Genomic DNA, 17,662 nt, shown 5'->3' with positions numbered 1-17,662 from the left:
CGGGAAGCCTATCGGCACGCCTGCGCCGGAGCCGTCCCGATGGCGTCTGGCCAGGGGCTTTTGTCAGTGGTCCCCGGTAAAATCGAAGACAGCACGACAGGAACCGACGGACCGCCAACTACCCTTTGGGAGGCTGTGGATGGCCGCTGCCGCGATCATTGACCCGCCGAAGAAGAAGCCGCTGCCCGCGGGTCTGCCCCGGGAGTGGTACGAGAGCCACAACCGCCGTCTGAAGGCCATGCGGCTGGCGATATCGCTGCTCGACTCCGGTACGTACGACGCCGCACGCGCCACCAACCGCAAGATCCGGACGATGGCCGCCCGCACCGGCATCCACCGTCCGTCCAACGTCACCTGCCGCATGGTCCGCACCCTGATCCACGAAGCGCACCACTGACCGAGCCGGCGACCGAACGGCTCCCGGGGGAGGACCGCCCCCGGGAGCCCGCGTCAGGCGCGGTCACGTCCGCGGCCCCGGCTCCGAGACCGGCTCCGGTTCCGGGACCGTCCGCGCCGGTACGGACAGCAGCAGCAGCGCCACGTCGTCCCGCGGCCCGCCGCCCGTGAAGTCCACCAGGTCCTCCCACACCGCCCGCGGCAGCCCCGCCGGGTTCGCCGCCAGGACCGGGACCCGCGTCGCCAGGGGGTAGAAGACCCCTCCTGCGTCCCGCGCCTCCGAGACCCCGTCCGTGTACGCGAGCAGCCGGTCGCCGGGCAGCAGCGGCGTGCCCGCCACGCCCGGCGCGGCCGCCCCGGCCAGCCCCAGGCCCAGCGGAGGGCCCGGCTCCACCGTCGTCTCGGACACCGTGAAGCCCCGCATCAGCAAGGGCGGCGGATGGCCGTACGAGAGGATCCGGACGAGTTCCAGGCCGGGCGGGAACTCCAGCAGGACCGCCGTCGCGAACAGCTCCGCGTGCTCCACCGCCGCCGAGTCCGCCACCAGCCGCCGGTCCAGCCGCGCCGCCACCCCCGCCAGCTCCGGGTCGTCCAGCACCCCCTCGCGGAACGCCCCGAGCAGGCCGGCCACCGTCCCGACCGCCGCCAGGCCGTGGCCCTGCACGTCCCCGACCACCGCGCGCACGCCGTAGGGACCTGCCCGTACGTCGTACAGGTCGCCGCCGACCAGCGTGCCGCGCTGTGCGGCCCGGTAGAGCCCCGCGCAGCCCAGCCGCCCCACCCGTTCCGGCAACGGCGGCAGCACCGCCAGCTGCGCGGCCTCCGCCACCGTCCGTACGCTGACCAGCTGGGCGTCCCGGCGCTGCCGTACCCACGCGATGACCACGCTGAGCACGCCGACCGCCGCCACCGTCGCCAGATCCGCGCCCCGAGCGTGTCCCACCCCCAGCCGGGGGATGCCCAGCAGGACCAGCACGATCCCGGCGAACACCGCCGTGCCGCGCGGACCGTAGGCGAAGGCCGCCACCGGGGGCAGGCCGGCCAGGAAGAAACCCAGTTCCACGGTGCCGGGCGTGGCCCGTTGCGCGAACACCAGCACCACCAGAGCCACCACGGGCGCGATCCGGGCCCAGGGTGGCGGCGGCGCCCCCTGCAACCAGCCCGGTTCCTGGCGTCGGCGTCTCACCCTTCCACCCTGGTGCCCGGGCCGGGCCCGCGCACCCCGGACCACCTCCTCGGGTGGCCGCCGGGGGCCGGGCCCACGACAGTGGTCCCGTGCCACAGAGCGAGCCGCAGCCCGGACGGGATCCCGGACCCGGACCCGAGCCCGACCCCGGGGCCGACCCCGATCCCGGGACCGGTGGCCGGAGCGCCGAGATCAGCACCCGGCTGAACTGGCTGCGCGCCGGCGTGCTCGGCGCCAACGACGGGATCATCTCCACCGCCGGCCTGGTCGTCGGTGTCGCCGGAGCCACCACCTCCCGCCCGGCCATCGTGGCGGCGGGCGTGGCCGGGCTGCTCGCCGGTTCGCTGTCCATGGCGGCCGGCGAGTACGTATCCGTCAGTTCCCAGCGCGACTCCGAGGAGGCCGCCCTGGAGACCGAGGCCCGCGAGCTCGCCGACGAGCCCGAGGCGGAGCTGGCGGAACTCACCGACATGCTGGCCGCCCGCGGCCTGACCCGCGAGGTGGCCCGGGAGGCCGCCGTCCAGCTCACCGAGCGGGACGCGCTGCGCGCCCACGCCCGCGTCGAGCTGGGCATCGAGCCCGGCGAACTGGCCAATCCCTGGCACGCGGCCCTCGCCAGCCTCGCCGCCTTCACCGCCGGCGCGCTGCTGCCGCTGCTGGCCGTCGTGCTGCCCGAACCCGCCCGGCGGGTCCCGGTCACCGTGGTGTCCGTCCTCGCCACGCTCACCCTGTGCGGCTGGGTCAGCGCCCGGCTGGGCGGCGCGCGGGTGGCGCGGGCGATCGTCCGCAACGTCGTGGGCGGCGCGCTCGCCATGACCGTCACCTACGCGGTCGGTACGTGGATCGGGGCGGGCTGACCGGGCAGGATGAGGGCCATGCGGATCGCGGTCACCGGCTCGACCGGGCTCATCGGCAAGGCGCTCGTACGCTCCCTGCGCGCGGACGGACACGAGGTGGTGCGCCTGGTGCGCCGCCCGCCCGCCGCCCCCGACGAGGCGGCGTGGGACCCGCCGCGCGGGTACGTCGACCCGGCCGGCCTGGAGGGCTGCGCGGCCGTCGTCCACCTGGCCGGGGCCGGGGTCGGCGACCACCGGTGGAGTGCGGCGTACAAGAAGGAGATCCGCGACAGCCGGGTCCTGGGCACGGCGGCGCTGGCGCGCGCGGTCGCCTCGCTCGCCGAGCCGCCGCGGGTGCTGGTCAGCGGGTCGGCCGTCGGCTACTACGGCGACCAGGGCGACCGGGTGCTGGACGAGGACTCCCCGGCCGGCGAGGGCTTCCTGCCCTCGGTGTGCGTGGAGTGGGAGGCGGCCGCGGCCCCCGCCCACGCGGCGGGCGTCCGGACGGTCTTCGCGCGGACCGGGCTGGTGGTCGCGGGCAAGGGCGGCGCGTGGGGCAGGCTCTTCCCCGTCTTCCGGGCGGGCATCGGCGGGCGGATGGGCGACGGCCGCCAGTACTGGCCGTTCATCGCGCTGCACGACGAGGTCGCGGCCCTGCGGCACCTGATCGACACGCCCGCGCTGGCCGGGCCGGTGAACCTGACCGCGCCGGAGCCGCTGACCAACCGGGAGATCACGGCGGCGATGGGGCGGGTGCTGCACCGGCCGACGCTGCTGCCCGTACCGGCGCCGGCCCTGCGGATCGTGCTCGGGGAGATGGCGCAGGACGTGCTGGGCAGCCAGCGGGCCCGGCCGGTCCGGCTGCTGGAGTCCGGATTCGTGTTCCGCCACCCGCTGATCGAGCAGGCCCTGCGGGCGGCGCTGGCGGCAGAGGACTGAGACCGCGTCACTGCCGCGCGACACGGACACGGCCGCGCTACCGCCGCGATACGACCGGAACACGACCGTGACTTGACCGTGAAACGACGGGAGCACGACCGAAGTTGTGCGGAATACCGCAGCGGACTTGGGTTCTCCTCAGGCCGGTTGGGGGAAGGAGGACGTGACATAGCCGCGCCGACCTCGGGGAGGGGCACGTGCTCAGCAGCGCACACCATGCGGACGTCGTCATTGTCGGAGCCGGAGTCTCGGGACTCGCGGCAGCGCACCACCTGATCGCAGCGGGGGTCAGCGTCATCGTGCTGGAGGCCGCGGACGGCCCGGGCGGGCGGATGGCCACCGAGCTGACCGACGGATTCCGGTTGGACCGGATCGGTCAGCTGCTCAGTACCTCGTACCCGGAGCTCGACCTGACGCCCGGTCTGGGGGACCTGGTGCTCCGGCCGTTCGCGCCCGGCGTGCGGGTGCACACCGAGGGCAAGGTACTGCGGGTGGGCACGCTCACCCCGGCCCGCGCGCTGGCCAGCGGCTCGCTGGAGCAGGCCAGGCTCAGCGCGATGCTGGGCCGGCTGGCGGCGCTGCCGGTGGAGCGGGTCCTGGCCCGCCCGGAGCGCACGGCGGCCGCCGCGCTGCGCTCGCGGGGCGCGGGGGCACTGCGGCCCCTGCTGGCCACCTTGCTCTGCGACGCCGAGCTCGGCACGTCGAGCCGGGTCGCCGACCTCGCGCTGCGCGGGTTCGCGCGGGGGAGGCTGGCCGTGCCCGAGGGCGGGGCGTCGGCCCTGCCCGAGCTGCTGGGGGCGAGCCTGCCGCCCGGCACGGTCCGTACCGGCGTACGGGTCCGCTCGGTGGCCACGAACCTGGTGACGACCGAGGAACACGGTGACTTCGGCTGCCGTTCGGTCCTGCTGGCCACCGGCGCGCGGGCGGCGGCGGACCTGCTGCCGGGGCTGCGGGTGCCGCGGTTCCACGAGGTCACCGCGATCCACCACGCGGTGCCGGGCGGCCTGCCGTCGGACGGCTCGCTGCTGCTGGACGGCGACGCGCGGTGGCCGGTGGCCCACACGGCGGTCATGAGCGCGGTCGACCCGACGCGGGCGCCGGCCGGGCGGTCGCTGGTCACCACGACGGTGCTGGGCCCACCGCCGGCGCTGCGGACGGTGGCCTCGCGGCTGGCGCGGCTGTACGAGACGTCCACCCGTGACTGGGAGGTCCTGGCGGTGCACCACACGCCGGAGGCGGTCCCGGCGATGCCGCCGCCGCACGACCTGCGGCGGCCGGTGCGGGTGCTGTCGGGGCTGTACGTGTGCGGGGACCACCGGGACACGAACACGGTCCAGGGCGCGCTCCAGTCGGCCCGGCGGGCCACGTCTGCCGTCCTGCGCGACTTCGGCATCCCCCGCCCGGCGACGCCTCCACTGGTGCCGGCGGCGGCGTAGGCGTACGGGGCCGCGTGGGCGGGGCGCCGCCCCGAGGCCCCGCGCCTCAATCGCCGGCGGGGCTGGCCGACCGGGGCTCCGCCCCGGGCCCCGCGCCTCAATCGCCGGCGGGGCTCAAAGATCGGGGGCTGCGCCCCCGGGCCCCCTACGTGCGCTCCGCGCCCGTGCGCTCAAACGCCGCGCGGGCTGGAAATGCCGCTGCGCGGCATCCCAGCCCCGCGGCGGTCAACCTCCCAGCGCCGCTGGGCACCCCATCCAGCCCCCGAGGGGCAACCGTTCGGCGCCGCCGGGCCCCCATTCCAGCCTCGCCGGCGTTTGAGGCGCGGGGGTCCGGGGGCGGAGCCCCCGAAACCGCCCCCACCGGGCAACCGTCCAGCGCCGCTGGGCACCCAATCCAGCCCCGCCGGCGTTTGAGGCGCGGGGGTGCGGGGGCGGAGCCCCCGAAGCCGGCCCCACCGGGCGACCGTTCGGCGCCGCCGGGCACCCCACCCAGCCCCGCCGGCGTTTGAGGCGCTGGGGGTCCCCCCGGACGGAGTCTGGGGGAGGGAGTGGGGGCAGCGCCCCCGCCCCCCGTCAGGGGAACGACAGCGCCGCCACCCGGTCCCGATACGTCCGCACCGCCGCCGCGTCACGGTACGGCTCCAGCCGCCGTTCGAAATCCCGTACGTACTCCACCGCCCGCACCGACCGCATCTCCATCGCCTGCTGCGCCGCCTCCGCCCCCAGCGCGCACGCCTGGTCCAGTTCGCCCAGCCCCAGCCGCGCCGTCGCCAGGACGACCCGGCAGAACAGCCGGGACCGGGCGTAGGCCGGCGCGCGCAGCTGCAGCGAGCGTTCCGCGTGCTGCGCCGCCGCCCGGTACTGCTGGAGGTCCCGGTGGCTGTGCCCGAACTCGTCCGCCAGCTGCGCCTCGTCGAAGAACCGCGCCCAGTGCGGCACGTCGTCCCCCGGCCGCGCAGCACCCAGCGCCCGCTCGGCCCGGACCAGCGACGCGGTGGCCGCCCGTACCTCGCCCAGGACCGCGTGCCCCCGCGCCTCCGCCGCGTGCAGCAGCGCCTGCATCACCGGCGGCGGCCCCGAGCCCACGCCCTGCTGGGCCACCCGCGCCAGCTGGACCGCCTCCCGGCCGTGCCCCAGGTAGACCGCCTGGCGGCTCATCGTCACGAGCACGTACGAGCCGTACGGCCGGTCGCCCGCCGCCTGCGCCAGCCGCAGCGCCTGCACGAAGTACCGCTGGGCCAGCCCGTGCGCCGCGATGTCGTACGAGGTCCAGCCCGCGAGCCGGGTCAGGTCCGCGGCCGCCGCGAACAGCCGGCGCCCGGTGGTCTCCCCGTACGTGCCGCGCAGCATCGGCTCGGCCTCGTGCTCCAGGTAGCGCACCAGGGCCTGGCGGGCGTGGCCGCCGCCGTACGCCTGGTCGAGCGTGCGGAACAGCTCGCCCACCGACCGCAGCGCCGCGATGTCCCCGCCCGTCACCCGCTGCCCCGGCCCCCGGTCGATCTGCCGCTGGCGCGGCACCGACCCGCGGCCCTGCGCCGGCACCCGGGCGGCGGCGGCCGGGTCGGTGCCGCGGCCGACCCGTTCGTCGGCGCGGCCGATCAGCCAGTCGCGGCTGGGCACCACCAGCCCGGCGGGCGTGAACGCGATCTTGCGCAGTTCCGCGTGCGAACCGGAGTCCTTGCGCCACAGCCCGCTCGCGATGTCGACGGCCTCCTCGGGCGTCGCCGCGAACTCCAGGCCCGCGTAGACCGGGGCGCAGGCGTCCAGGCCGAGGTCCTGAGCCGACAGCCGCCGCCCCAGGCGCCGGGTGAAGACCTCGGCGATCAGTGCGGGGGTGGTGCCGCGCGGCTGCTGCCCGCGCAGCCAGCGGGTGACGGAGGTCTTGTCGTAGCGCAGATCGAGACCGTGTTCGAGGCCCAGCTGGTCGACACGGCGGGCGAGCCCGGCGTTGGAGAACCCGGCTTCCGCGATCAGCGCCGCGAGCTGCCGGTTGGGGACGCGCTGGGCAGGTCGTTCCGTCATCGGCTCCACGGTCTCCTGACGTGACGGACCGGGGTCCCGGCCCTGTGAACGGCGTGAATGTAGCGGCGAACTCCGCCCACACCGCCCGCTCTGCCCCACATTCATCCGATCGTGCGAAGAACCGGGAGGTCTCTTTACGGCCGCTGACGGCAGTGCCCCCTAGGCTGCGGCCATGACCCGCAGGTCCCCCCGACCGCATTCCGCCTCCGCGCCCGCTTCCGGACCGGCCTCCGGACCGGCCTCCGCGCCCGCCTCCGGGCCGGTCGTCGCCGAGTGCACCGCCCCGCTGCCCGCGCCCGAGCTCACCGAGGCCGAGTGCCGGCGCTGCGGCACGCTCATCGCGGGTCTGGACGGGCGGTACGCGTGCGGCGTGTGCGGCTGGGTCAACGACCACTCCGAGGGGCACCGGCGGCTGCCGCGCGCGGACGAGGACCCGGACCTGCCGCGGCGCGGGCGCCGGCTCCCCAAGCTGCCGCCCGGACCGCCCGAGGAAGGGGCCGGGACGGCGCCCTGACGGCCTTCTGTCGCCCTCCTGACGGGTCCCGGACGCGCCGCCGTACCCTTGCTGGAGCGATATGTGCACACAGCAGGTTCAACGAGGAGGCGCTGCGGTGGCTGAGCTGCGGTTTGTCCGTCTGGGCTTCGGCCCGGACGCGGTCGAGTACACCGAGGCGTGGGAGGAGCAGCGCCGGGTCCACGCCCAGCGCTTCGAGGACGCCGTCGGCGACACCTGCCTGCTGCTGGAGCACCAGCCCGTCTACACCGCCGGGCGGCGTACCGACGACAGCGAGCGGCCGCTCGACGGCACGCCCGTCATCGACGTGGACCGCGGCGGCAAGATCACCTGGCACGGCCCGGGCCAGCTGGTCGGCTACCCGATCATGAAGCTGCCCCGCCCGGTCGACGTCGTCGCGCACGTCCGCCGGCTGGAGGAGGCGCTGATCCGCACCGCCGCCGACTTCGGGCTGGAGACCACCCGTATCGAGGGCCGCTCCGGCGTCTGGGTGCTCGGCGACCCGGTCGAGCAGCGCCCCGCGATCGGCGGGCTCTCGTTGGACTTCGACCCGCGGATCGGCGACGACGAGTTCGACGCCCGCCTGAACGGTCCCGAGTACGCTCCCTCCAACGCCGGCCAGCGCCGCGAGGACCGCAAGCTCGCCGCGATAGGCATCCGCGTGGCCAAGGGCGTCACCATGCACGGCTTCTCGTTCAACGTGAACCCCGACAACACCTGGTTCGACCGGATCGTGCCGTGCGGGATCCGGGACGCCGGTGTGACCTCGCTCTCGTACGAGCTGGGCCGCGAGGTCACGATCGGGGAGGTGCTGCCGGTGGTCGAGGGGCACCTGAAGGACGTGCTGGAGAACGCCGAGCTGCGGCCGCGCGAGATCGAGGCCGCGGCCGGAGCCTGAGGGGCGGGGAATGCGTCCGGGCTCCCGCAGGTTGGCCGGACGTAAGAGCGTACGAATTACGGGCGTACCCTGGTGGGCGCCGAGGAATCAAAGTCACAGGGAGCCGGTCGTGTCCGCAGTCGCACCCGACGGACGCAAGATGCTGCGCCTGGAGGTCCGTAACGCCCAGACCCCCATCGAGCGCAAGCCCGAGTGGATCAAGACCCGGGCGAAGATGGGCCCCGAGTACACCGCGATGCAGAGCCTCGTGAAGAGCGAGGGCCTGCACACCGTGTGCCAGGAAGCCGGCTGTCCGAACATCTACGAATGCTGGGAGGACCGCGAGGCCACCTTCCTCATCGGTGGTGACCAGTGCACCCGGCGCTGTGACTTCTGCCAGATCGACACGGGCAAGCCCCAGGCACTGGACCGCGACGAGCCCCGCCGCGTGGGCGAGTCCGTGGTCACGATGGACCTGAACTACGCCACCATCACGGGCGTCGCGCGCGACGACCTGCCGGACGGCGGTGCCTGGCTGTACGCGGAGACGGTGCGCCAGATCCACCAGCAGACCGCGGGCCGTGAGTCCGGCCACACGAAGGTCGAGCTGCTGGCCCCCGACTTCAACGCCGTGCCGGAGCTGCTGGAGGAGGTCTTCGCCTCCCGCCCCGAGGTCTTCGCGCACAACGTCGAGACGGTGCCGCGCATCTTCAAGCGGATCCGCCCCGGCTTCCGCTACGAGCGCTCGCTGGACGTGATCACCAAGGCGCGCGAGTACGGCCTGGTGACCAAGTCGAACCTGATCCTGGGCATGGGCGAGGAGCGCGAGGAGGTCAGCGAGGCGCTGCGCGACCTGCACGCGGCCGGCTGCGAGCTCATCACCATCACCCAGTACCTGCGGCCCTCGCCGCGCCACCACCCCGTGGAGCGGTGGGTGAAGCCGGCCGAGTTCGTGGAGCTGGCGAAGGAGGCCGAGGAGATCGGCTTCTCGGGCGTCATGTCCGGCCCCCTGGTCCGCTCGTCGTACCGGGCCGGGCGGCTCTACCAGCAGGCCATGGAGAAGCGCGCGGCGGTCTGAGCCGTGAGGCCTCGTGAGGCGTGCCTCACACCTCCACCCGTGTGAACTCACGCACAAATGATTACTAATCAGTAACACCGCATCGACGCGGCCCCTAGGCTCTTTCCAGGACGAGCCCGGCGGGCCGCGTCAATGTTTCATCATCGTTTGACCGCCGGGTCACGCCCTGGTAACACCGAACAGTGATGCTGGATCCACGCACCGCAACCACCCTGACGTGAGTTCCGAGAGAAGGATCGACACCATGCAGGCCGCGCCCGTTCGCGCCATCGCCATCCCGTCCTTCACCGACGCCCTCCGCGGCATCGAGTCGATGCTCATCCGCGGCGCCCGTCGCAACGCCTGGACGGCCGTCCTGGAGGACCGTCGCAGGGCCAAGGACCGGGTCGAAACCGAGCACGCGCTCGAGGCCGTGGCTACCCGGACGTCGTAAGCCACGTAAACTTCGCTACATGGCGAGGAAGTCAAACGCAGACACTGCTGCGAACCCCGGGCGACTGAAGCAGATCGCCCTGACGTACAAGATGACCCGTAAGGCCGATCCCAAGGTCGGTCTCATCGTCGCGGGCGTGGGAATCGTCACCTTCGGTGTCTTCCTTGCGATCGGCTTCCTGATCGACCACCCGGTCTACCTGGGCATCCTGGGCTTCCTGGTGGCGTTCCTCGCGATGGCGATCGTCTTCGGGCGCCGGGCCGAGCAGGCTGCCTTCGGGCAGATGGAGGGCCAGCCGGGCGCTGCCGCGGCCGTACTGGACAACGTGGGCCGTGGCTGGACCACGACCCCGGCCGTGGCGATGAACCGCAACCAGGACATCGTCCACCGCGCGGTCGGCAGGGCCGGCGTCGTGCTGGTCGCCGAGGGCAACCCGAACCGGGTGAAGATCCTGCTCGCGGCCGAGAAGAAGAAGATGGCCCGGATCATGCCGGACGTCCCGGTCCACGACATCATCGTCGGCACCGGCGAGGGCGAGGTGCCGCTCAAGAAGGTGCGCACGACGCTGCTCAAGCTCCCGCGCGTGCTGGCCGGCCCCCAGGTCACCCAGATCAACGACAAGCTGCGGGCCATGGGCGACCTCATGAGCAACATGCCGCTGCCGAAGGGCCCGATGCCCAAGGGCATGCGGATGCCGCGCGGCGGAAAGATGCGCTGAGCATCTCGTATACGAAACGGGGGCGCCCCGGAGCATGGCTCCGGGGCGCTTTTGTTCGTCTGCCGTTCGTCCGCCGTTGCCCGGAATCAGATCCGGACCTGGACGGCGCGGGCCAGCCGGTCGTGCAGGCCGCGGCCGTCGCGGTCCCAGACCAGGGCCGGGATCACCAGGGCGAGCAGCACCGTCCGCAGCAGGGCGCGGAAGAAGCCGAGCCGGCCACCGTCCTCCGCGATCACCCGGAGCCCGACGATCCGCTTGCCGGGGGTGAAGCCCACGGTGCCGACGGTCAGCAGGACCAGGGCGAGGAACAGGGGCAGCGCCCAGTTTCCGGCGGCGACCCAGTCACGGTCGGTGATGAGGCCGAATGCGATCAGCTGGCAGCCCAGCCAGTCGATGGCCACACCGCCCAGCCGGCGGCCGAAACGGGCCGCGGAGCCGGGTCCCGCCTGGGGCAGCCCGAGGCGCTGGCCCGGGTAGCCCAAGTCGACGCCCATCTGCTCGACCGCCGCGCGGGGGCCGGAGAGCCACGATCCGATTGCTTCCCTGTTGTCCACTCGACCACGGTACCTGTGGCGCTCCAGAGCACCTCCGCGGGGATCCGGTTAACTTGTGCGAAACAAATGGGTCATGCTTGAGAAATCCCGTCTGCTTATGGTCGGGTCAGCGTGCGGCACCGCACTGACGCACCACGGGCTATAAGCCCGACCCTCCCCCGGGGTCGGGAGTAGGAGGAGTTGGATGTTCCAGAACGCCGACGACGCGAAGAAGTACATCGCGGACAACGACATCAAGTTCGTTGATGTCCGGTTCTGCGACCTCCCGGGTGTGATGCAGCACTTCACCATCCCGGCGAAGGCGTTCGACCCGTCCGAGGAGCTGGCCTTCGACGGCTCCTCGATCCGCGGCTTCCAGGCGATCCACGAGTCGGACATGGCGCTGCGCGCCGACCTGTCGACCGCCCGTCTGGACCCGTTCCGCCGCGACAAGACGCTGAACGTCAACTTCTTCATCCACGACCCGATCACGGGTGAGGCGTACAGCCGCGACCCGCGCAACATCGCGAAGAAGGCCGAGGCGTACCTCGCCTCCACCGGCATCGCCGACACCGCGTACTTCGGCCCCGAGGCCGAGTTCTACGTGTTCGACAGCGTGCGCTTCGCGACCTCCGCGAACGAGGGCTTCTACCACATCGACTCCGAGGCCGGCGCCTGGAACACCGGCTCCGAGGAGAACAACCGCGGCTACAAGGTCCGCTACAAGGGCGGCTACTTCCCGGTCGCCCCGGTCGACCACTTCGCCGACCTGCGCGCGGAGATCTCCCTGGAGCTCGACGCCCAGGGCCTCCAGGTCGAGCGCCAGCACCACGAGGTCGGCACCGGCGGCCAGGCCGAGATCAACTACAAGTTCAACACGCTGCTGGCCGCGGCCGACGACCTGATGCTCTTCAAGTACATCGTGAAGAACGTCGCCTGGCGCAACGGCAAGACCGCGACCTTCATGCCGAAGCCGATCTTCGGTGACAACGGCTCGGGCATGCACGTCCACCAGTCCCTGTGGCAGGGCGGCGACCCGCTCTTCTACGACGAGGCGGGCTACGCGGGCCTGTCGGACACCGCCCGCTACTACATCGGCGGCATCCTCAAGCACGCCCCGTCGCTGCTGGCCTTCACCAACCCGACGGTGAACTCGTACCACCGCCTGGTCCCCGGCTTCGAGGCCCCGGTCAACCTGGTCTACTCGCAGCGCAACCGCTCCGCGGCCATGCGCATCCCGATCACGGGCTCGAACCCGAAGGCCAAGCGCGTCGAGTTCCGCGCCCCGGACCCGTCCTCGAACCCGTACCTGGCCTTCTCGGCCCTGCTCCTCGCGGGCCTCGACGGCGTCAAGAACAAGATCGAGCCGATGGAGCCGATCGACAAGGACCTCTACGAGCTGGCCCCCGAGGAGCACGCGGGCGTCCCGCAGGTCCCGACCAACCTCGAGTCGGTCCTCCAGGCCCTGGAGAACGACAACGAGTACCTCCAGGCCGGCGGCGTCTTCACGTCCGACCTGATCGAGACGTGGATCGACTACAAGCGGACCCACGAGATCGCCCCGATCCAGCTCCGCCCGCACCCGCACGAGTTCGAGCTGTACTTCGACCTCTAAGCCGCACGCTGAAAGGCCCCGCCGCTCTCCCTGGAGAGCGGCGGGGCCTTCGTGTCGTACGGCGTCGTCAGGCGTCCCCGCCGCCGAGGAGGGTCATGCCGCGGGTCAGTTCCCGCAGGGCGTGGACCGCCAGTTCCGACGGGGAGCCCGGGCCCTGGGGCGGGGCGTCCGTCGTGGACCAGACCTCCAGGGAGACGCGGATCGCGTCCGTGGCCGCCGCCGCCAGGAGGCGGACGGCCAGGGGGTCGGCCCCGGGGCCGACCAGCCGGGCGATCACCGGGACCAGGCGCTCCTCGGAGTCCTGGTTGACGCGGTACCAGACGGCGCGCAGGGCCGGGTCGGCCTCGGAGGCGCGCAGCAGGCCACGGGTCCAGTTCAGGCCCTCGGAGACGGCCACCGGGCCGGTCAGGGAGCGGGTGACCGCGCGTTCGAGGGCCTCGGCGAGCGGGGTGCCGGGCTCCTCCTCGGCGAGCAGGTCGCGCCACTCGTCGCCGCCGCCGGCCAGGAGCGGGGCCACGGCCTCCTGCTTGTTGCGGAAGTAGCGGTAGAACGTACGCAGCGCCACGCCCGCGCGGTGGGCGATGTCCTCGGCGGTGGTGCCGTCGGGGCCGTGCTCGGCGAAGAGCTCGCAGGCGGCGCGGGCGATGTCGAGCTGGGTCGCGGCCTTGCGCCGCTCGGTCAGCGACTGGGCGCGGGGACCGTTCTGGGGGGAGTACGGACGAGGGGATTTCACCACCGCAGCGTACCTTTCGGTAGGCAGAGCGAATTGCGTTTATTGACAGGGTGGCAATCTGTGTCATCCGCTCGGTACGCTCGGCTCATGAACCGTTACGAAGGACGTCGCGTCCTCATCACCGGCGGCGGCTCCGGCATCGGCCAGGCCACCGTCCACCGCATCCTCGCCGAGGGCGGCCGGGTCCACACGGTGGACGTCGACGAGGCCGGGCTCAAGGCCACCGCCGACCGCGCCGCCGCCGACGGCGTCGCGGAGCGCCTGACCACCGCGGTCCTCGACATCGCCGACGAGAGCGCCGTCCAGGAGGGCGTCGCCGCCGCCGTCGCGACCCTCGGCGGGCTCGACGTCCTCGTCAACGCCGCCGGGATCCTGCGCTCGGAGCACACCCACAAGACCACGCTGGACTTCTGGAACAAGATCATCTCGGTCAACCTGACCGGCACGTTCCTGATGGTCCGCGAGGCGATACCGGCGCTGCTGGAGGGTGACCGTCCGGTCATCGTCAACTTCAGCTCCACCTCGGCGTCCTTCGCGCACCCCTACATGTCCGCGTACGCGGCCAGCAAGGGCGGCATCCAGTCGATGAGCCACGCGCTCGCCGCCGAGTACAGCAAGCAGGGCCTGCGCGTCGTCTGCGTCGCCCCCGGCTCGATCGAGAGCGGCATGACCACCGGCACCGGCCCCGGTCTGCCCGAGGACACCGACTGGAGCCTGTTCACCAAGCTCGCCCCGGCCATCGGCCAGGGCTTCGCCGGCCCGCAGACCGTGGCGGGCGTCGTCGCGATGCTGGGCTCCGAGGACGGCGCGTTCATCACCGGTACGGAGATCCGTATCGACGGTGGTACCCACTACTAGGCCCCGTCGGCCCACGCCCCGGGGGCCGCGCGCTCAGGCCGCGCGGAAACGTTCCCACAGCCGGGGGTAGCGCTCCGCCAGTGCGGCTTCGCTCTCGAAGTCCACCGGAGCGCCCTCCGGCTCGGCCGCCTGGAGCGGGATGCCCAGGTCCGGCGCCACCGAGCCGGTCAGCTGCTCGTACGCCTCGTCCGCGGCGTACCCCAGATCCTCGCCGTCCCCGTCGATCTCCTCGTCGAACTCGGCCAGCAGCTCGGCCAGCGCGTCCGGATCGTGCACCCCGCCCTCGAAGACCTCCCGCCCCTGGCCGATGAGCCAGCAGCGGAAGTAGTCGAACGCGTCATCGCTCGCCCCGTTGAACAGGACGTACGCCGCGCCCCACAGGTCCCAGGTGTACGCCCGGTTGAACCGCGCCTCGAAGTGCCGGGCGAAGTCCAGGACGGAGTCCGGATCGAGCTGTGCCAGGCGCTCGACGAGCAGGTCGGCATGCTCCTCGGGGTCGCCCTCGGCGGCCTCGCGGGTGCGGTCCACGATCTCCCAGAACTCCGTCTCGTCCATCACGGGATCCAGCATCAGGGGTGCGCGTGCGCGCCGCCACTGCTCATACGGCCAAAGGCCGGTGCACGGCCCCCCGTTCGGCCCAGGCCGCACGAAACGGCCTGAGGCCGCCCGAAACGCCGCGAGGCGGCCCGCCCCCGTCGGGGGTGGGCCGCCTCACGGGCGTCGGTGGTGCGTACGGACGGCCTACAGGCCGTAGCGCTCCCGGGCCTCCTTGACCGCCGAGGCCGGGACCTCGCCGCGGCGGGCGAGCTGGGCCAGGGCGGCGACCACGATGGACTGGGCGTCGACGCCGAAGTGGCGGCGGGCGCCCTCGCGGGTGTCGGAGAGGCCGAAGCCGTCCGTGCCCAGCGAGGTGTAGTCCTGCGGCACCCACTGGCTGATCTGGTCCGGCACCTGGCGCATCCAGTCGGACACCGCCAGCACCGGGCCGGGGGCGCCGTCCAGGACGCGCGTGACGTACGGCGTGCGGTCCTCGCCGCGCAGCAGGGCCTCGTCGCACTCCAGCGCGTCGCGGCGCAGCTCGCCCCACGAGGTCGCGGACCACACGTCGGCGGCCACGTTCCAGTCGGCGGCCAGCAGCGCCTGCGCCTCCAGGATCCAGTGGATCGCCGTACCCGAGGCCATCAGCTGGATCTTCGGGGCGTCCGCCGCCGGGGCGTTCTCCAGCGAGGAGGCCTCGTTGAAGCGGTAGAGGCCCTTGAGGATGCCCTCCTCCACGCCCTCCGGCATGGCCGGCTGCACCTTCGGCTCGTTGTAGACCGTCAGGTAGTAGAAGACGTCTTCGGGCTTCTCGCCGTACATGCGGCGCAGACCGTCCTTGACGATCACCGCGATCTCGTACGCGAAGGCCGGGTCGTAGTTCAGCGACGCCGGGTTCGTGGACGCGATCAGGTGCGAGTGGCCGTCCGCGTGCTGCAGGCCCTCACCGGTCAGCGTGGTGCGGCCGGCCGTGGCGCCGACGATGAAGCCCTTGCCGAGCTGGTCGGCGAGCTGCCACATCTGGTCGGCGGTGCGCTGCCAGCCGAACATCGAGTAGAAGATGTAGAAGGGGATCATCGGCTCGCCGTGCGTCGCGTACGACGTGCAGGCGGCGATGAAGTCGGCCATGGCGCCGGCCTCGGTGATCCCCTCGTTGAGGATCTGGCCGTCCTTGGCTTCCTTGTAGTACATGAGCTGGTCGCGGTCGACCGGCTCGTACGTCTGGCCCAGCGGCGAGTAGATGCCGGCCGACGGGAAGAGGGACTCCATACCGAAGGTACGGGCCTCGTCGGGGACGATCGGCACCCAGCGCTTGCCGGTCTCCTTGTCCCGCATCAGGTCCTTGACGAGCCGGACGAAGGCCATGGTGGTGGCCATCTCCTGCTTGCCGGAGCCCTTGATCAGCGGGGCGAAGGAGCGGTCGGCCGGGGCCGGCAGGGCCACGTGGTGGACCTTGCGGGCCGGGGCGGGGCCGCCGAGGGCCGCGCGGCGCTCGTTCAGGTACCGGACCTCGGGGCTGTCGGCGCCCGGGTGGCCGTAGGGCACGACACCGTCGGCGAAGGCGCTGTCCGGGATCGGGAGTCCGAGCTTGTCGCGCATGCTCTTGAACTCGTCGATCGTCAGCTTCTTCATCTGGTGGTTCGCGTTCTTCGACTCGAACCCGGCACCCAGCGTGTAGCCCTTGACCGTCTGCGCCAGGATGACCGTCGGCGCACCCTTGTGCTCGAGGGCGGCCTTGTACGCGGCGTAGACCTTGCGGGGCTCGTGGCCGCCGCGGGAGGAGTGGAAGCACTCCGCGATCTTCGCGTCGGACAGCACGGCGGCCAGCTGCACCAGCTCGGCGTTGGCGCCGAAGAAGTGCTCGCGGATGTAGGCCACGTCGCGGGTGGCGTACGTCTGGAACTGCGCGTCCGGGACCTCGCGCAGGCGGCGGACCAGCGCGCCGGTGGTGTCGAGCTGGAACAGCTCGTCCCAGGCGGAGCCCCACAGCGACTTGATGACGTTCCAGCCGGCCCCGCGGAACTGGGCCTCCAGCTCCTGGACCACGCGGAAGTTCGCGCGGACCGGGCCGTCGAGGCGCTGCAGGTTGCAGTTGATGACGAACGTCAGGTTGTCGAGCCGCTCGCGGGAGGCGAGGGCGAGGGCGGCCGTCGACTCGGGCTCGTCCATCTCGCCGTCGCCCAGGAAGGCCCAGACGTGCGAGTTGGCGGTGTCCTTGATGTTCCGGTTCTGCAGGTAGCGGTTGAACCGCGCCTGGTAGATCGCCGAGAGCGGGCCCAGGCCCATGGAGACCGTGGGGAACTCCCACAGCCAGGGCAGCCGCCGCGGGTGCGGGTACGAGGGCAGGCCGTTGCCGCCGGACTCCTGGCGGAAGTTGTCCAGCTGCTGCTCGGAGATGCGCCCGTCGAGGAAGGCGCGGGCGTAGATGCCGGGGGAGGCGTGGCCCTGGATGTAGAGCTGGTCGCCCGACCCGTCGGCCTCCTTGCCCCGGAAGAAGTGCTGGAAGCCGGTCTCGTAGAGCCAGGCCGCCGAGGCGAAGGTGGCGATGTGGCCGCCGACGCCGTACTTGGAGCCACGGGTCACCATCGCGGCCGCGTTCCAGCGGTTCCACGCGGTGATCCGGGCCTCCATCTCCTCGTCACCCGGGAACTCGGGCTCGGCGGAGGTGGGGATGGTGTTGACGTAGTCCGTCTCCAGCAGCTTCGGCAGGGCGAGCCCGGCGGCCTCGGCGTGGTGGAGCGTACGACGCAGCAGGTACTCGGCGCGGCGCGTACCGGCGGCCTTGGCGACGGCGTCGAGGGACTGCGCCCATTCGGCGGTCTCCTCGGTGTCGCGGTCCGGGAGCTGGTCGAGCTCGCTCGGAAGCTTTCCTACGGGGTCGGACATCGGTGTGCGCCGCCTTCCGGACTAAGGAGGGGGGTGAAGAAGGAACCCTGACGGGCAGGACAGGG

Annotated in this window: 17 protein-coding genes; 11 read left to right on the top strand and 6 right to left on the bottom strand. The window is 72.6% G+C overall.

Annotation, left to right across the window (positions count from 1 at the left end):
* Positions 1-139 precede the first annotated feature (139 nt).
* On the top strand, positions 140-397 hold the full coding sequence (locus ACZ6KO_RS10010; protein ID WP_401448003.1) for a hypothetical protein: 258 nt from the start codon (positions 140-142) through the stop codon (positions 395-397).
* A gap of 63 nt (positions 398-460) precedes the next feature.
* Here ACZ6KO_RS10010 and ACZ6KO_RS10005 read toward each other — a convergent pair whose 3' ends face one another.
* On the bottom strand, positions 461-1,582 hold the full coding sequence (locus ACZ6KO_RS10005) for a PP2C family protein-serine/threonine phosphatase (RefSeq protein ID WP_469302488.1): 1,122 nt from the start codon (positions 1,580-1,582) through the stop codon (positions 461-463).
* Between the two features lie 89 nt (positions 1,583-1,671).
* Here ACZ6KO_RS10005 and ACZ6KO_RS10000 point away from each other — a divergent pair, with 89 nt between their 5' ends.
* The 3 genes from ACZ6KO_RS10000 (at position 1,672) to ACZ6KO_RS09990 (ending at position 4,793) form a co-directional block, all read left to right on the top strand.
* Positions 1,672-2,439, top strand: coding sequence for a VIT1/CCC1 transporter family protein (locus ACZ6KO_RS10000; RefSeq protein WP_469302486.1), 768 nt, complete (start codon positions 1,672-1,674; stop codon positions 2,437-2,439).
* Positions 2,440-2,448: 9 nt separating this feature from the next.
* Positions 2,449-3,357 carry a TIGR01777 family oxidoreductase gene (locus ACZ6KO_RS09995; protein ID WP_469302483.1) on the top strand — a complete coding sequence of 303 codons (909 nt, stop codon included), beginning with the start codon at positions 2,449-2,451 and terminating at the stop codon, positions 3,355-3,357.
* 197 nt (positions 3,358-3,554) lie between these two features.
* The gene (locus ACZ6KO_RS09990; RefSeq protein ID WP_469302481.1) at positions 3,555-4,793 is read left to right on the top strand and encodes an NAD(P)/FAD-dependent oxidoreductase; all 1,239 of its coding nucleotides are present in this window, start codon (positions 3,555-3,557) and stop codon (positions 4,791-4,793) included.
* Between the two features lie 573 nt (positions 4,794-5,366).
* Here the strand turns inward: ACZ6KO_RS09990 and ACZ6KO_RS09985 are convergent.
* On the bottom strand, positions 5,367-6,815 hold the full coding sequence (locus ACZ6KO_RS09985; RefSeq protein WP_469302479.1) for a regulator: 1,449 nt from the start codon (positions 6,813-6,815) through the stop codon (positions 5,367-5,369).
* Positions 6,816-6,987: 172 nt separating this feature from the next.
* On the opposite strand from ACZ6KO_RS09985, the gene ACZ6KO_RS09980 reads away from it, so the two are divergent.
* From ACZ6KO_RS09980 to ACZ6KO_RS09960, 5 genes are all read left to right on the top strand, one after another.
* Positions 6,988-7,329, top strand: a complete 342-nt coding sequence (locus ACZ6KO_RS09980) for a hypothetical protein (RefSeq protein ID WP_469302477.1) — start codon at positions 6,988-6,990, stop codon at positions 7,327-7,329.
* 97 nt (positions 7,330-7,426) lie between these two features.
* Positions 7,427-8,227 (top strand): lipoyl(octanoyl) transferase LipB, encoded by an 801-nt coding sequence (lipB, locus tag ACZ6KO_RS09975; RefSeq protein ID WP_469302475.1) that lies wholly within the window; start codon positions 7,427-7,429, stop codon positions 8,225-8,227.
* 109 nt (positions 8,228-8,336) lie between these two features.
* Positions 8,337-9,284: a lipoyl synthase gene (lipA, locus tag ACZ6KO_RS09970; RefSeq protein ID WP_469302473.1), complete on the top strand. Its 948-nt coding sequence runs from the start codon at positions 8,337-8,339 to the stop codon at positions 9,282-9,284.
* Between the two features lie 244 nt (positions 9,285-9,528).
* On the top strand, positions 9,529-9,717 hold the full coding sequence (locus tag ACZ6KO_RS09965; protein WP_401447985.1) for an SCO2195 family GlnR-regulated protein: 189 nt from the start codon (positions 9,529-9,531) through the stop codon (positions 9,715-9,717).
* 19 nt (positions 9,718-9,736) lie between these two features.
* A complete protein-coding gene (locus ACZ6KO_RS09960; RefSeq protein WP_469302471.1) occupies positions 9,737-10,435 on the top strand; it encodes a DUF4191 domain-containing protein in 699 nt (232 codons plus the stop codon).
* A gap of 86 nt (positions 10,436-10,521) precedes the next feature.
* On the opposite strand, the gene ACZ6KO_RS09955 is transcribed toward ACZ6KO_RS09960, so the two are convergent.
* Positions 10,522-10,989 (bottom strand): RDD family protein, encoded by a 468-nt coding sequence (locus tag ACZ6KO_RS09955; RefSeq protein WP_469302468.1) that lies wholly within the window; start codon positions 10,987-10,989, stop codon positions 10,522-10,524.
* A 184-nt stretch (positions 10,990-11,173) separates the two neighbouring features.
* Here ACZ6KO_RS09955 and glnA point away from each other — a divergent pair, with 184 nt between their 5' ends.
* Positions 11,174-12,583, top strand: a complete 1,410-nt coding sequence (glnA, locus tag ACZ6KO_RS09950) for a type I glutamate--ammonia ligase (RefSeq protein ID WP_401447978.1) — start codon at positions 11,174-11,176, stop codon at positions 12,581-12,583.
* Between the two features lie 67 nt (positions 12,584-12,650).
* Here the strand turns inward: glnA and ACZ6KO_RS09945 are convergent, their stop codons facing one another.
* Complete coding sequence (locus tag ACZ6KO_RS09945) at positions 12,651-13,316, bottom strand: TetR/AcrR family transcriptional regulator (protein WP_469302464.1); 666 nt, start codon at positions 13,314-13,316, stop codon at positions 12,651-12,653.
* Between the two features lie 87 nt (positions 13,317-13,403).
* Here ACZ6KO_RS09945 and ACZ6KO_RS09940 point away from each other — a divergent pair, with 87 nt between their 5' ends.
* Complete coding sequence (locus tag ACZ6KO_RS09940) at positions 13,404-14,174, top strand: SDR family NAD(P)-dependent oxidoreductase (protein ID WP_469302462.1); 771 nt, start codon at positions 13,404-13,406, stop codon at positions 14,172-14,174.
* 33 nt (positions 14,175-14,207) lie between these two features.
* Here the strand turns inward: ACZ6KO_RS09940 and ACZ6KO_RS09935 are convergent, their stop codons facing one another.
* The gene (locus tag ACZ6KO_RS09935) at positions 14,208-14,729 is read right to left on the bottom strand and encodes a DUF4240 domain-containing protein (RefSeq protein ID WP_469303824.1); all 522 of its coding nucleotides are present in this window, start codon (positions 14,727-14,729) and stop codon (positions 14,208-14,210) included.
* Positions 14,730-14,915: 186 nt separating this feature from the next.
* Positions 14,916-17,597: a pyruvate dehydrogenase (acetyl-transferring), homodimeric type gene (aceE, locus tag ACZ6KO_RS09930; protein WP_469302460.1), complete on the bottom strand. Its 2,682-nt coding sequence runs from the start codon at positions 17,595-17,597 to the stop codon at positions 14,916-14,918.
* Between the last annotated feature and the right edge of the window lie 65 nt (positions 17,598-17,662).

It is taken from the genome of Streptomyces sp. NPDC042102 (genome assembly GCF_055582305.1).
Note: the sequence above shows the minus strand (reverse complement) of the source record. Positions and strands in the feature narration are given on the sequence as shown.

What these genes read in the sequence shown, in the direction of transcription:
- ACZ6KO_RS10010 (WP_401448003.1), top strand. Translation starts at nt 140, where the DNA reads ATGGCCGCTGCCGCGATCATTGACCCGCCGAAGAAGAAGCCGCTGCCC.
- ACZ6KO_RS09995 (WP_469302483.1), top strand. Translation starts at nt 2,449, where the DNA reads ATGAGGGCCATGCGGATCGCGGTCACCGGCTCGACCGGGCTCATCGGC.
- ACZ6KO_RS09985 (WP_469302479.1), bottom strand. Translation starts at nt 6,815, where the DNA reads ATGACGGAACGACCTGCCCAGCGCGTCCCCAACCGGCAGCTCGCGGCG.
- ACZ6KO_RS09980 (WP_469302477.1), top strand. Translation starts at nt 6,988, where the DNA reads ATGACCCGCAGGTCCCCCCGACCGCATTCCGCCTCCGCGCCCGCTTCC.
- ACZ6KO_RS09965 (WP_401447985.1), top strand. Translation starts at nt 9,529, where the DNA reads ATGCAGGCCGCGCCCGTTCGCGCCATCGCCATCCCGTCCTTCACCGAC.
- ACZ6KO_RS09960 (WP_469302471.1), top strand. Translation starts at nt 9,737, where the DNA reads ATGGCGAGGAAGTCAAACGCAGACACTGCTGCGAACCCCGGGCGACTG.
- glnA (WP_401447978.1), top strand. Translation starts at nt 11,174, where the DNA reads ATGTTCCAGAACGCCGACGACGCGAAGAAGTACATCGCGGACAACGAC.
- ACZ6KO_RS09940 (WP_469302462.1), top strand. Translation starts at nt 13,404, where the DNA reads ATGAACCGTTACGAAGGACGTCGCGTCCTCATCACCGGCGGCGGCTCC.
- ACZ6KO_RS09935 (WP_469303824.1), bottom strand. Translation starts at nt 14,729, where the DNA reads ATGGACGAGACGGAGTTCTGGGAGATCGTGGACCGCACCCGCGAGGCC.
- aceE (WP_469302460.1), bottom strand. Translation starts at nt 17,597, where the DNA reads ATGTCCGACCCCGTAGGAAAGCTTCCGAGCGAGCTCGACCAGCTCCCG.